The following is a 13711-nucleotide window of genomic DNA, read 5'->3' as shown; positions in this document are numbered from 1 at the left end:
ACCAATCCGGTGATTGAAACGCCGTCGGCGCCACCGCTGGCGGTGCCGGAGCCGCTGCCTCCCAAGAAGATCAAGATCGGCCTGGCGCTGGGCGGCGGCGCGGCGCGCGGCTTCGCGCACATCGGCGTCATCAAGGCGCTCGAATCGCAGGGCATTTATCCCGATTACGTGATCGGCACCAGCGCCGGCAGCGTCGTCGGCGCGCTGTACGCGGCCGGCAACAGCGGCTTCCAGTTGCAGCAGATCGCCATGGACATGGACGAGGCCTCGATCTCCGACTGGGCCTTGCCGCTGTTCGGCAAAAGCACCGGCGTGCTCAAGGGCGAGGCCTTGCAGGACTACGTCAACAAGGCGGTCCGCAACCGGCCCATCGAAAAACTGAAGATCCCCTTCGGCGCCGTCGCCAGCGACTTGAAGACCGGCCAGCCGATCCTGTTCCAGCGCGGCAACACCGGCATGGCGGTGCGCGCCTCGTCGGCGGTGCCGGGCGTGTTCCAGCCGGTCAGCATCGGCGGCCACACCTACGTCGACGGCGGCCTGGTGGCGCCGGTGCCGGTGCGCTTCGCGCGCGACATGGGCGCCGACTTCGTCATCGCCGTCAACATTTCGACCCAGGCCGACGCGCAGGCCACCGTCAGCTCGCTCGACGTCATCATGCAAACCTTCAGCATCATGGGGCAGCGCATCAACCAGTACGAGCTCAAGGAGGCCGACGTCGTGATCCAGCCGGCGCTGGGCAAAATGGCCGGCAACGATTTCGCCAGCCGCAACCAGGCCATCCTGGCCGGCGAGCAGGCCGCGTTCGCGGTCATGCCGGCGCTTAAGCAAAAGCTCGAAGCGAAGCGCCATCCCTGAATCGACCGTTGCCGTTGCCGTTTCGGCGGCCGCCACCTTACAATCGCCATTTACTCATCAAGGACTGACCATGCAATCGAAACCCTACCTGACCCTCGCCGACGTCAAAAAAGTCGCCGCCGCCGCCGAAGCGGAAGCCGTGGCCAACAACTGGGCGGTGGTGATCGCCATCGTCGACGACGGCGGCCATCCGCTGTGGCTGCAACGCATGGACGGCGCCGCGCCGCTGTCGGCCCACATCGCGCCGGCCAAGGCCAAGACGGCCGCGCTGGGCCGCCGCGAATCGCGTATCTACGAAGAAATGATTAACGGCGGCCGCATGTCCTTCCTCAGCGCGCCGGAAGTCGAAGGCATGCTCGAAGGCGGCGTGCCGGTGGTCGTCGACGGCCATTACGTGGGCGCGGTCGGCGTCTCCGGCGTCAAGTCGGCGCAGGACGCGCAGATCGCCAAGGCCGGCATCGCCGCGCTGGCTTGAGCGCCGCAAGGCAGATGATTCCGTAAATCATCTGTGTTGTATTCGCTGGGAGTTCGCTGGTATTGTTGAGTGCGATATTGACTACATTTTGAGCAGCGAGGATACTTTCAAGTTGGGGGTAGGGACCCTCACCAACGAGAAAGCGAGAGGCGCACAATGAAAACAATACGTGTTCTCCCGGCGGCTTTGCTGGCACTGGCTTGCGGTTTTGCGGGCAGTGCGGCGGCGGCCGACCATCTTTATCAGCTCAATGGCAATCTGGATGACAGCGACGGCGGCCCGGCCCTGGTGGCCAGCGGCGGCACGGTCGGCGCGAGCGCTTATTCCTTCGCTGCCAACCAGGGCTTGACGATGGGCGTGTCGCTCGGCAGCGTCTACACCATCGACATGAACTTCCATTTCGACGCGCTGAGCGGCTACCAGAAAGTCATCGACTTCAGCGCCCTGGCCAGCGACGCCGGCATGTACGTGCTGGGCTCGAACTGGAATTTTTTCCCGGTACAAAATTATAGCGCCACCACCGTCGTCGCCGGCCAGGATGCGCGCCTGACCATCACGCGGGACGCCGCCTCCACCGTCAACCTGTACGTCAACGGCGCGGCCTTCGGCACCTTCAACGACAGCACCGGTCTGGCCGATTTCGGCGCCAACAACGCCGTGTTCTTTATCGACGACGCCCATACCGGCGGACGCGAAGCGGGCGCCGGCTCGGTCGACTATATCCGCACTTACGACCGGGCGCTGACCGCCGACCAGGTCGGCACGTTGGCGCCGGTGCCGGAACCGGCCAATATCGCCATGCTGATAGCCGGTCTCGGCGTGCTGGCCATGGCCGCCCGCCGCCAGCGTCAACAAGGGTGAGTGCCACCCCGTCGCTGGCGGACGGGGGGTGACGCAAGCAAGGCAAAAGGCGGCTGCGGAGCGCGTTCAGGCGCACCGTTGCTCGCCTGTTTCGCTGCCCACGTATTGCCAAGCGGGATGGATTTGGTTATAATTCAAAGGTTTAGCCAATCACACATCTACCGTAGCCGACACCCACACCCCCCATCATTCTGTATGACCAGCCTACCTTGAGCGCAACAGCTCGGGACTCCTGGCGGTCGGTCTGACGTGGCGCCGCTACGGTAACTTTATCAGGAGTTGCCCTTGCCGCCATTTTTTTCTGGCCCTACCGTCCCAGCCATCCTGGTGCTCGCTGACGGAACCATCTTCAAAGGTTTTTCCATCGGCGCCGCCGGCCATACGACCGGCGAGGTGGTGTTCAACACCTCCATGACCGGTTACCAGGAAATCCTGACCGATCCGAGCTACAGCCGCCAGATCGTCACGCTGACCTATCCGCACATCGGCAACACCGGTGTCAATCCGGAAGACGTGGAGTCCTCGAAGGTCCACGCCGCCGGCCTGATTATCCGCGACCTGCCGCTGCTGGCCTCGAACTTCCGTTCGACCCAGTCGCTGTCCGATTACCTGAAAGCGGAAAACATCGTCGCCATTTCCGGCATCGATACCCGCAAGCTGACCCGCATCCTGCGCGAGAAGGGCGCCCAGTCCGGCGCCATTCTGGTCGGCACCCAGGGCAACGAGCCGTCCGCCGCGCAAGCGCTGGAACTGGCGCGCTCCTTCCCCGGCCTGTCCGGCATGGACCTGGCCAAGGTGGTCTCGGTGAAAGCGCCCTATGAATTCACCGAAGCCGAATGGACGCTGGGTCTAGGCTACGGCAAGCTGACGGACGCGAAGTTCCACGTCGTCGCCTACGACTTCGGCGTCAAGCGCAACATCCTGCGCATGCTCACGCAGCGCGGCTGCAAGGTCACCGTGGTGCCGGCGCAGACCACGGCCGCCGACGTGCTGGCCCTAAACCCGGACGGCGTGTTCCTGTCGAACGGTCCCGGCGACCCTGAACCGTGCGACTACGCCATCGCCGCCGCCAAGGAGTTCATGGCGCGCAAGCTGCCGCTGTTCGGCATTTGCCTCGGCCACCAGATCATGGGCCTGGCCTCGGGCGCGAAAACGCTGAAGATGAAGTTCGGCCACCACGGCGCCAACCACCCGGTGCAGGACCTCGACAGCAAACAAGTGCTGATCACGTCGCAGAACCACGGTTTCGCCGTCGATCCGGCCACGCTGCCGGCCAACTGCCGCGTCACCCACCAGTCGCTGTTCGACGGCTCGCTGCAGGGCTTCGCCCGCACCGACGTCCCGGCCTTCTGCTTCCAGGGCCACCCTGAAGCCTCGCCCGGCCCGACTGACGTCGCTTACCTGTTTGACCGCTTCATCGGCATGATGGAAGCAACGGAGAAAAAATAAGATGCCTAAACGTTCTGACCTTAAAAGTATTTTGATTATTGGCGCTGGCCCGATTATTATCGGCCAGGCCTGCGAGTTCGATTATTCCGGCGCCCAGGCCTGCAAGGCCCTGCGCGAAGAGGGCTATAAAGTCATCCTGGTCAACAGCAATCCGGCGACCATCATGACCGACCCTGAAATGGCCGACGTCACCTACATCGAGCCGATCACGTGGCAGGTGGTGGAGCGCATCATCGCCAAGGAACGCCCGGACGCGATCCTGCCGACCATGGGCGGCCAGACCGCGCTCAATTGCGCGCTCGACCTGTTCAACCACGGCGTGCTGGCCAAGTACAACGTGGAGTTGATCGGCGCCTCGCCGGAAGCCATCGACAAGGCCGAAGACCGCCTGAAATTCAAGAACGCGATGACCAAGATCGGCCTCGGTTCGGCCAAGTCGGACGTCGCCCACACGATGGACGAGGCGTGGGCCGTGCAGCGCACGCTGGGCTTCCCGGTCATCATCCGTCCCTCGTTCACGATGGGCGGCACCGGCGGCGGCATCGCCTACAACGAAGAAGAATTCGAGACCATCTGCAAGCGCGGCCTGGAGGCATCGCCGACCACCGAACTGCTGATCGAAGAATCCCTGATCGGCTGGAAAGAGTACGAGATGGAAGTGGTGCGCGACAAGGCGGACAACTGCATCATCATCTGCTCGATTGAAAACCTCGATCCGATGGGCGTCCACACGGGCGACTCGATCACCGTCGCGCCGGCGCAGACGCTGACCGACAAGGAATACCAGATCATGCGCAACGCCAGTCTGGCGGTGCTGCGCGAGATCGGCGTCGACACCGGCGGCTCCAACGTGCAGTTCTCGATCAACCCGGCCGACGGCCGCATGATCGTCATCGAAATGAATCCGCGCGTGTCGCGCTCCTCGGCGCTGGCGTCGAAGGCGACCGGCTTCCCGATCGCCAAGGTGGCGGCCAAGCTGGCCGTCGGTTTCACTTTGGACGAGCTGCGCAACGAGATCACCGGCGGCGCCACCCCGGCCTCGTTCGAGCCGTCCATCGATTACGTGGTCGTCAAGATCCCGCGCTTCACGTTCGAGAAATTCCCGACCGCCGACCACCACCTGACGACGCAAATGAAGTCGGTCGGCGAAGTGATGGCCATCGGCCGCACCTTCCAGGAATCGTTCCAGAAGGCGCTGCGCGGCCTGGAAGTGGGCGTCGACGGCTTGAATGAAAAGACCAAGGACCGCGAGAAGATCGAAGAGGAACTGGGCGAGCCCGGTCCCGAGCGCATCTGGTACGTGGGCGACGCCTTCGCCCAGGGCTTCACGCTAGACGAGGTGCACGCGCTGACCCACATCGATCCGTGGTTCCTGATCCAGATCAAGGAAATCGTCGACATCGAACTGTGGCTCGACACCCAGAAGCTGGACCTGCTCGACAAGCCGACGCTGTACAAATTGAAGCAGAAGGGGTTCTCGGACCGCCGCCTGGCCTTCCTGTTGCAGACCGACGACAAGACCGTGCGCGAGAAGCGGCACGCGCTCAACATCCGTCCGGTCTACAAGCGCGTCGACACCTGCGCCGCCGAATTCGCGACCAACACCGCGTATATGTATTCGACCTACGACGAAGAGTGCGAGTCCAAGCCGACCGACAAGAAAAAAATCATGGTGCTGGGCGGCGGTCCTAACCGCATCGGCCAGGGTATCGAATTCGATTACTGCTGCGTCCACGCGGCGCTGGCGATGCGCGAAGACGGTTACGAGACCATCATGGTCAACTGCAATCCTGAAACCGTGTCGACCGACTACGACACCTCCGACCGTTTGTACTTCGAGTCGCTGACGCTGGAAGACGTGCTCGAAATCGTCGCGCTGGAAAAACCGGTCGGCGTGATCGTGCAGTACGGCGGCCAGACCCCCTTGAAGCTGGCGCTGGACCTGGAAGCGAACGGCGTGCCCATCATCGGCACCTCGCCCGACATGATCGACGCCGCCGAAGACCGCGAGCGTTTCCAGCAGCTGCTGCACAAGCTCGAGCTGCGCCAGCCGCCCAACCGCACCGCCCGCACCGAGGAAGACGCGCTGCGCCTGGCGCAGGAAATCGGTTATCCGCTGGTGGTGCGTCCATCGTATGTGCTGGGCGGCCGGGCGATGGAAATCGTCCACGAGCAGCGCGACCTGGAACGCTATATGCGCGAAGCGGTCAAGGTGTCGCACGACTCGCCGGTGCTGCTGGACCGCTTCCTGAACGACGCCATCGAGTGCGACGTCGATTGCATCTCCGACGGCGAAACCACTTTCATCGGCGGCGTCATGGAACACATCGAACAAGCGGGCGTCCACTCGGGCGATTCGGCCTGCTCGCTGCCGCCGTACTCGCTGGCGCAGGACACCATCGATGAACTCAAGCGCCAGACCGCGCTGATGGCCAAGGGCTTGAACGTGGTCGGCCTGATGAACGTGCAGTTCGCGATCCAGAAGCAGGACGGCAAAGATGTCGTCTACGTGCTGGAAGTGAACCCGCGCGCCTCGCGCACCGTGCCCTTCGTGTCCAAGGCCACCGGCCTGCAACTGGCCAAGATCGCGGCCCGCTGCATGGTCGGCCAGACGCTGGCGTCGCAGGGCATCACGACCGAAGTCGTGCCGCCTTACTTCAGCGTCAAGGAAGCCGTGTTCCCGTTCGTGAAATTCCCCGGCGTCGACACCATCCTCGGACCGGAGATGAAGTCGACCGGTGAAGTGATGGGCGTCGGCATGACCTTCGGCGAAGCCTTCGTCAAGTCGCAGCTGGGCGCCGGCATCAAGCTGCCGAAGTCGGGCAAGGTGTTCCTGTCGGTGAAGTCGTCCGACAAGCCGCGCGCCGTGAAAGTGGCGCGCAACCTGGTCGACATAGGCTTCACGCTGCTGGCGACCAAGGGCACGGCCGCCGTCATCGCCGCTGCCGGCATTCCGGTCACGCCGGTCAACAAGGTGGCCGAGGGCCGGCCGCACGTGGTCGACATGATCAAGAACCATGAAATCGTGCTGGTCATCAACACGGTCGAGGAAAAGCGCAGCGCCATCACGGACTCGCGCGCCATCCGCACCTCGTCGCTGGCCTCGCGCGTGACCACCTACACCACCATCGCCGGCGCCGAAGCGGCGGTCGAAGGGATCCGTCATTTGGACGAGTTGCGCGTGTACGATTTACAAGGTCTGCATAAAACCTTACACTAAGCTTCTTTGCGGTACCTTGAACCACAGAGCTCGCGTTGCAGCACCGCGCGGCCTCTGTGGTTTTCCGTTGTAACATCCAATTTGTAGATAGCAGATAAACATGACTTCAGTTCCACTTACCAAATTCGGCGCCGAACTCTTGAAAGAAGAGTTGCATCAGTTAAAGAGCAAAGAGCGCCGTAGCGTCATCGACGCGATCGCTGAAGCGCGCTCGCATGGCGACCTGTCCGAGAACGCCGAGTACGACGCCGCCAAGGAGCGCCAGGCCTTCGTCGAAGGCCGCATCGCCGAACTGGAAGGCAAGCTGGGCGCCGCGCAGGTCATCGACCCGACCACACTGGACGCCGACGGCCGCGTCGTCTTCGCCGCCACCGTCGACCTGGAAGACCTGGAGTCGGGCAACAAGGTGACCTACCAGATCGTCGGCCTCGACGAGGCGGACCTGAAACTGAGCAAGGTGTCGGTGACGTCGCCCATCGCCCGCGCGCTGATCGGCAAGTCGGCCGGCGACGTGGTCGAAGTGCAGGCGCCGTCCGGCCCGCGCGAATACGAAATTTTGGAAGTGCGCTACATCTGATGTGGATGGCGCGCGCCCGCCTGCTGGTGACGACGGCCTGGGCCGGCAGCCTGTGGACGGTGGGCATGCTGGTGGTGCCGACGCTGTTCCGCACGCTGAGCGATCATGTGCTGGTCGGCACCATCGCGGCCAGCCTGTTCGACGCCCAGGCCTGGGTCGGCATGGCGTGCGCGGTGGCGATGCTGGCGCTGGTGGGCTGGGGCGGCGATCCGGCGCGGGTGCGCCGCACCCTGCTGCTGATCGTGCTGGCGATGCTGGCTTGTACCGTGGCGTTTCATTTCGGCTTGCAGCCGATGATGGCGCAGTTGCGCGCGGCGGCCGGTCCGGCGGGTGTGATGGAATCGGCCCTGCGGGCACGCTTCGGCCTGCTGCACGGCGTTTCGATGGGAATTTATCTGATACAAAGCCTGCTGGCGGCTTGCTTGCTGTTCAAGCAGTACGCCGCTGAGCTTCGTTGAACGAAATCGGGGTCATACCTCAGTTTCGGATGCTGCTCTCGAAACTAAGGTATGACCCCGAAGTTGCTGGCCTTGTCGCACGCCGCCGTTGCAAAATGACAACGGCGCCTTGCCTTATTTGCTGCCCAGCGCGCTTTTCTTGGCCGACGTCTGGCGCGGCTTGGCGCGGCGGATGTTGCCGCCGGCGGTGACGCGCTCATTGCCTTTAATCATGACCTTGGTCACCGACGGACGTTTCGTTCCGCTCGGGCTAGGTTTTACGATGGTCACTTCGCGCATGCCCTTACCGGTCTTGGCGCTACGTTCCTTCACCACTTCTACTTTCGGACGGTACAGAACCAGCAGTTTTCCAATATGTTGTACCGGTGCTGCACCCAGTTCGGCGCAGATGGCCTCGTACATGGCGACGCGCGCTTCGCGGTCGTCGCCGAAGACGCGGACTTTAATCAGGCCGTGCGAATCGAGGCCCAGCTCGACTTCTTTCATGACGGCGGGCGTCAAGCCCGCTTCGCCGATGATGACGATAGGCTTCAGCGCATGGGCTTCGGCGCGCAGCGCGCTGCGCTCGACGGGTGTAAGTTTTAGCATAATAATTTTTTAGTAGTTCCCTTAAAGGCAGTATTCTACGCGAATGGCAAAGAAGAAATTAAACAAAAACTGGTTACACGACCATATAAACGATCCTTACGTGAAGTTGGCGCAAAAAGAGGGCTACCGTGCCCGTGCCGCCTTCAAGCTCAAGGAAATCGATGAGGATGAAAAACTCATCAAACAAGGTCAGGTGATCGTCGATCTCGGCTGCACACCCGGCAGCTGGGCCCAATATCTGCGCCGCAAGCTGGCCGGCAAAGAGGGTGGCGGCATCAACGGCACCATCATCGGCCTCGACATGCTGCCCATGGAACCGGTCGCCGACGTCGATTTCATCCAGGGCGATTTCCGCGAAGCGCGCGTGCTGCGCCAGCTCGAAGTGCTGCTGGCCGGCCGCAAGGTCGACGTCGTCGTCTCCGACATGGCGCCCAATCTGTCGGGCATCGCCACGGCCGACTCGGCGCGCATGGAGCATTTGATCGACCTGGCCATCGAATTCTCGCAGCTGCACATGAAGCCGTCCGGCACGCTGCTGGTCAAGTGTTTCAAAGACATGGGTTTCAGCCAGATCGTGGAGAAATTCCGCACCGAGTTCAAAGTCGTGGTGCAGAAAAAGCCCAAGGCCAGCCGCGATAAATCGTCCGAAATCTTCCTGCTCGGCCGGGGATTGAAGAATCCGCTGGAAAATAAGAAAGTGGAAGACGATACGGCCCTTGATATTTAAGGCGATAGCCGCACATCGAAGCAGGAAGGGCGGTTTTACGACGGCGCGACATGGTTTATGCCGGTTTTATGTCGATAATGTTGGTGAAACCGCCTGAAAGACGCAGTTTCTCGGGCGTTCAGCGGCTTTTTTTGGCCGCACGCGCAGGCGTGCTTCTGGCACGGCCTGCTTATTACGAGTAAAATCGGGTTTCTAGCTATCGGTAAAAGATGCGCCCCGCATCCAAGGAGTTTTCGTGAATAACATGTTTTCTAAATCTGCCATCTGGGTAGTCGTTGCACTGCTGTTATTTATGCTGTTTAAGCAATTCGATAATCACAGCACCTCGAGCGGCAGCAAGGCCATCGCTTATTCCGACTTGCTCGATGAAGTCAAAGCCAAGCGCATCCGGGATGTCGTCATCGAAGGCGGCAACATCACCGCCACCCGCGTCGACGACAGCAAGGTGCGCAGCACCGCCACCATGCTCGACCGCGGCCTGGTCGGCGACCTGCGCGAGAACGGCGTCCACTTCGACATCCGTCCGCCGGAAGAGCCGTCGATGCTGCAACAGATGTTCGTGTCGTGGTTCCCGATGCTGTTGCTGATCGGCGTGTGGGTGTTCTTCATGCGCCAGATGCAGGGCGGCGGCAAGGGCGGCGCCTTCTCCTTCGGCAAATCGAAGGCGCGCATGATGGATGAATCGAACAACACCGTCACCTTCGCCGACGTCGCCGGTTGCGACGAAGCGAAGGAAGAAGTCAACGAAATCGTCGACTTCCTCAAAGACCCCACCAAATTCCAGAAACTGGGCGGCCGCATCCCGCGCGGCGTGCTCATGGTCGGTCCTCCGGGCACCGGTAAAACGCTGCTGGCGCGCGCCATCGCCGGCGAAGCCAAGGTGCCGTTCTTCTCCATCTCCGGTTCCGATTTCGTCGAAATGTTCGTCGGCGTGGGCGCCTCCCGCGTGCGCGACATGTTCGAAAACGCCAAGAAGCATTCGCCCTGCATCATCTTCATCGATGAGATCGACGCCGTCGGCCGCCACCGTGGCGCCGGCATGGGCGGCGGCAACGACGAGCGCGAACAGACCTTGAACCAGTTGCTGGTCGAGATGGACGGTTTTGAAGCGAACTCCGGCGTGATCGTCGTGGCCGCCACCAACCGCGCCGACGTGCTCGACAAGGCGCTGTTGCGTCCGGGCCGTTTCGACCGCCAGGTCTCGGTCGGCCTGCCGGACATCCGCGGCCGCGAACAGATCCTCAACGTCCACATGCGCAAAGTGCCGATCGGCACCGACGTCAAGGCCGACATCCTGGCCCGTGGCACGCCCGGCTTCTCCGGCGCCGACCTGGCCAACCTGGTCAACGAGGCCGCGCTGTTCGCCGCCCGCCGCAGCAAGCGCCTGGTCGACATGATCGACTTCGAGGATGCGAAAGACAAGATCTTCATGGGTCCGGAACGCAAGTCCATGATTATCCGCGAGGACGAACGCCGCAACACCGCCTACCACGAGTCCGGCCACGCCGTCGTCGCCAAGCTGCTGCCGAAGGCCGACCCGGTCCACAAGGTCACCATCATGCCGCGCGGCTGGGCCCTGGGCCTGACCTGGCAGTTGCCGGAGCACGACAACCTGTCGGCCTACAAGGACAAGATGCTGGAAGAAATTTCCATCCTGTTCGGCGGCCGCATCGCCGAGGAAATCTTCGTCGGCCAGATGTCGACCGGCGCCTCGAACGACTTTTCGCGCGCCACCAAGCTGGCCCGCTCGATGGTGACGCGCTTCGGCATGTCCGACAGCATGGGCGTGATGGTCTACGAAGACAGCCAAAACGACGGCTTCTTCGGCGGCGCCTCGAAGACGATCTCGGAAGCGACCCAGCAAAAGGTCGACGCGGAAATCCGCAACATCCTCGACACCCAGTACGCGCTGTCGCGCAAGCTGCTCGAAGGGAACCGCGACAAGGTTGAAATGATGACCAAGGCGCTGATGGACTGGGAAACCATCGATGCCGACCAGATCAACGACATCATGGCCGGCCACGAGCCGCGTCCGCCGAAGCCGGGCGTGACGATCCGCAAGCATCCCACCGATGGCGGCCCGGGCGTGACGCCCAGCGTGACGGCGCCGGCCTGACCGTTCCACGGTCGGCACAGCACAGGGCGAGGAGCGATCCTCGCCTTTTTTACGCCACCCCCTTACGCCTGCCACCCCTCAGGCCCTGTTTCGATGCACACCCAATTTCTTTTCGGCCGCTACACCTACCCGTTGCAAGGCGAGGGCGCCCGCCCGCGCGTGATGGGCATCCTCAACGTCACCCCCGATTCCTTCGCCGACGGCGGCCAGTACCAGTCGCTGGAATACGCCGTCTCGCACGCCGAGCAGATGATCTTGGAGGGGGTGGACATCATCGACGTCGGCGGCGAATCGACCCGGCCCGGCGCGCCCGCCGTGCCGCTGGAGCAGGAATTGCAGCGCGTGATGCCGGTGCTGTACACGCTGCGCGACTGCGGCAAGCCGATCTCGGTCGACACCTACAAGCCGCAGCTGATGCGCGAAGCCGTGATCGCTGGCGTCGACATGATTAACGATATAAACGGTTTCCGCGCGCCTGGTGCCATCGAGGCCGTGCGCGACAGCGACTGCGCGCTGTGCATCATGCACATGCAGAGTACGCCGGCGGCCATGCAGCTGCGGCCCGACTACGCCGACGTGGTCGCCGAGGTCATCGCATTCCTGCGCGAGCGTGTGGACGCGCTGACCGCCGCCGGCATCGATCCGCGCCGCCTGTGCATCGATCCGGGCTTGGGCTTTGGCAAGACGGTGGAGCATAATTACGCTCTGCTCAAGGCCGGCGGCCGCCTGGTCGCCGAGCTCGGCCTGCCGCTGCTGGCCGGCCTGTCGCGCAAATCGATGATAGGCGCCGTCACCGGCAAGCCGGTCGAGCAGCGCCTGGCCGGCAGTATCGCCGGCGCGCTGGCGGCGGTGGCGCATGGCGCCGCCATCGTGCGGGTGCATGATGTGGCGGAGACGGTCGACGCGCTCAAGGTGTGGCGGGCGGCGCACTAGTTCGCATAAGGTTGGGGCGGGCACGGCCGGCGGGGACAACAGGTTTTTGTGGTCGATACAATTACAAGAGAGTGAACATGGCACGCAAATATTTTGGTACGGATGGGGTACGCGGTCTGGTCGGCGAGGCGCCGATCACGCCCGATTTCGTGATGCGGCTCGGCTACGCGGCCGGCCAGGTGCTGACCAAGGCGCGTACCGGCGCGGTGCGGCCGACGGTCTTGATCGGCAAGGACACGCGCATCTCCGGCTATATGCTGGAAGCGGCGCTGGAGGCGGGCTTCTCGGCCGCCGGCGTCGACGTCATGCTGGCCGGCCCGATGCCGACGCCGGCCGTGGCCTATCTGACGCGCGCGCTGCGGCTGTCGGCCGGCGTCGTCATCTCGGCCTCGCACAATCCCTTCCAGGACAACGGCATCAAATTCTTTTCCGACCAGGGCACCAAGTTGCCGGACTCGGTCGAGCTGGAAATCGAGGCGGGCCTGGACTTGCCGATGTTGTGCGTGGCGTCGGAAAAACTGGGCCGCGCCAAGCGCCTGGACGACGCCCAGGGCCGCTACATCGAATTTTGCAAGAGCACCTTCCCCAACGAGCTCGACTTGCGCGGCTTGAAAATCGTCGTCGATTGCGCCCACGGCGCCGCCTACAATATCGCGCCGCACGTGTTCCATGAACTGGGCGCGGAAGTGATCGCCATCGGCAACAAGCCGGACGGCTTCAACATCAACGCCGGCCACGGCGCCACGGCGCCGGAAGCGATGTCGCTGGCGGTGCAGGCCCACGGCGCCGACCTCGGCATCGCGCTCGACGGCGACGCCGACCGCCTCATCATGTGCGATGCCACCGGCCGCCTCTACAACGGCGACGAGTTGCTGTATGTGATGGTGATGGACCGCGTGTCCACCGGCCCGGTGCGCGGGGCCGTCGGCACGCTGATGACGAATATGGCGCTGGAAGTGGCGTTCAAAGCGCGCAACATCGGCTTCGCGCGCGCCAAGGTCGGCGACCGCTATGTGCTGGAAGTGATGAAGGAGCGCGGCTGGATACTGGGCGGCGAAGGCTCGGGCCATTTGCTGTGCCTGGACAAGCACACCACCGGCGACGGCATCGTGTCGGCGCTGCAAGTGCTGTCGGCGCTCAAGCGCAGCGGCAAGTCGCTCGAAGAGTGCGCGCGCGAACTGGTGCTGTTCCCGCAGGCGCTGGTCAATGTGCGCGTCGCGCCCGGTTTCGACTGGACCCGCAACGCCGCCATGGTCAGCGAAAAAGAGCAGGTCGAGCGCGAACTCGGCGACAGTGGCCGCGTACTGATACGCGCTTCCGGCACCGAACCGCTGATACGCGTGATGGTCGAGGCGCGCAACGCCGCCGACGCCGATGCGATGGCGCGCCGCATCGCCGACAAGATCAACGGCCAGCTGGCGGCCTGACGCCGGGCCCGGGGCTGGGGCGAAT

Annotated in this window: 12 protein-coding genes; 11 read left to right on the top strand and 1 reads right to left on the bottom strand. The window is 63.3% G+C overall.

Features of this window, described 5'->3' with window-relative positions; genetic code table 11:
* Nucleotides 1-9 precede the first annotated feature (9 nt).
* The 7 genes from Q0S71_RS09335 (at nt 10) to Q0S71_RS09305 (ending at nt 7895) form a co-directional block, all read left to right on the top strand.
* Nucleotides 10-855 (top strand): patatin-like phospholipase family protein, encoded by an 846-nt coding sequence (locus Q0S71_RS09335; protein ID WP_295994148.1) that lies wholly within the window; start codon nt 10-12, stop codon nt 853-855.
* Nucleotides 856-925: 70 nt separating this feature from the next.
* Nucleotides 926-1330: a heme-binding protein gene (locus Q0S71_RS09330; RefSeq protein WP_295994146.1), complete on the top strand. Its 405-nt coding sequence runs from the start codon at nt 926-928 to the stop codon at nt 1328-1330.
* A 186-nt stretch (nt 1331-1516) separates the two neighbouring features.
* On the top strand, nt 1517-2191 hold the full coding sequence (locus Q0S71_RS09325; RefSeq protein ID WP_295994144.1) for a LamG-like jellyroll fold domain-containing protein: 675 nt from the start codon (nt 1517-1519) through the stop codon (nt 2189-2191).
* Nucleotides 2192-2476: 285 nt separating this feature from the next.
* Nucleotides 2477-3640, top strand: coding sequence for a glutamine-hydrolyzing carbamoyl-phosphate synthase small subunit (carA, locus tag Q0S71_RS09320; protein WP_295994142.1), 1164 nt, complete (start codon nt 2477-2479; stop codon nt 3638-3640).
* A gap of 1 nt (nt 3641) precedes the next feature.
* Entirely contained in the window at nt 3642-6860 is a 3219-nt protein-coding gene (carB, locus tag Q0S71_RS09315) for a carbamoyl-phosphate synthase large subunit (protein ID WP_295994140.1), read from the top strand.
* 100 nt (nt 6861-6960) lie between these two features.
* Nucleotides 6961-7437: a transcription elongation factor GreA gene (greA, locus tag Q0S71_RS09310; protein WP_295994138.1), complete on the top strand. Its 477-nt coding sequence runs from the start codon at nt 6961-6963 to the stop codon at nt 7435-7437.
* Nucleotides 7438-7442: 5 nt separating this feature from the next.
* Nucleotides 7443-7895 (top strand): DUF4149 domain-containing protein, encoded by a 453-nt coding sequence (locus tag Q0S71_RS09305; protein ID WP_367185288.1) that lies wholly within the window; start codon nt 7443-7445, stop codon nt 7893-7895.
* A gap of 114 nt (nt 7896-8009) precedes the next feature.
* On the opposite strand, the gene Q0S71_RS09300 is transcribed toward Q0S71_RS09305, so the two are convergent.
* Nucleotides 8010-8483 carry a YhbY family RNA-binding protein gene (locus tag Q0S71_RS09300; RefSeq protein WP_295994135.1) on the bottom strand — a complete coding sequence of 158 codons (474 nt, stop codon included), beginning with the start codon at nt 8481-8483 and terminating at the stop codon, nt 8010-8012.
* Nucleotides 8484-8526: 43 nt separating this feature from the next.
* Between Q0S71_RS09300 and Q0S71_RS09295 the strand changes: the two genes are divergently transcribed.
* The 4 genes from Q0S71_RS09295 to glmM all read left to right on the top strand — a co-directional run bounded on the left by Q0S71_RS09295 (nt 8527) and on the right by glmM (nt 13686).
* Entirely contained in the window at nt 8527-9210 is a 684-nt protein-coding gene (locus Q0S71_RS09295) for an RlmE family RNA methyltransferase (protein WP_295994133.1), read from the top strand.
* Nucleotides 9211-9445: 235 nt separating this feature from the next.
* Nucleotides 9446-11326, top strand: a complete 1881-nt coding sequence (gene ftsH, locus Q0S71_RS09290; protein WP_295994131.1) for an ATP-dependent zinc metalloprotease FtsH — start codon at nt 9446-9448, stop codon at nt 11324-11326.
* Between the two features lie 93 nt (nt 11327-11419).
* Entirely contained in the window at nt 11420-12259 is an 840-nt protein-coding gene (folP, locus tag Q0S71_RS09285; RefSeq protein WP_295994129.1) for a dihydropteroate synthase, read from the top strand.
* A gap of 77 nt (nt 12260-12336) precedes the next feature.
* The gene (gene glmM / locus Q0S71_RS09280; RefSeq protein ID WP_295994127.1) at nt 12337-13686 is read left to right on the top strand and encodes a phosphoglucosamine mutase; all 1350 of its coding nucleotides are present in this window, start codon (nt 12337-12339) and stop codon (nt 13684-13686) included.
* Nucleotides 13687-13711: the final 25 nt, after the last annotated feature.

The sequence above is a fragment of the Rugamonas sp. genome, assembly GCF_025354735.1.
In the GTDB taxonomy this organism is placed as follows: Bacteria; Pseudomonadota; Gammaproteobacteria; order Burkholderiales; family Burkholderiaceae_D; genus Rugamonas.
Note: the sequence above shows the minus strand (reverse complement) of the source record. Positions and strands in the feature narration are given on the sequence as shown.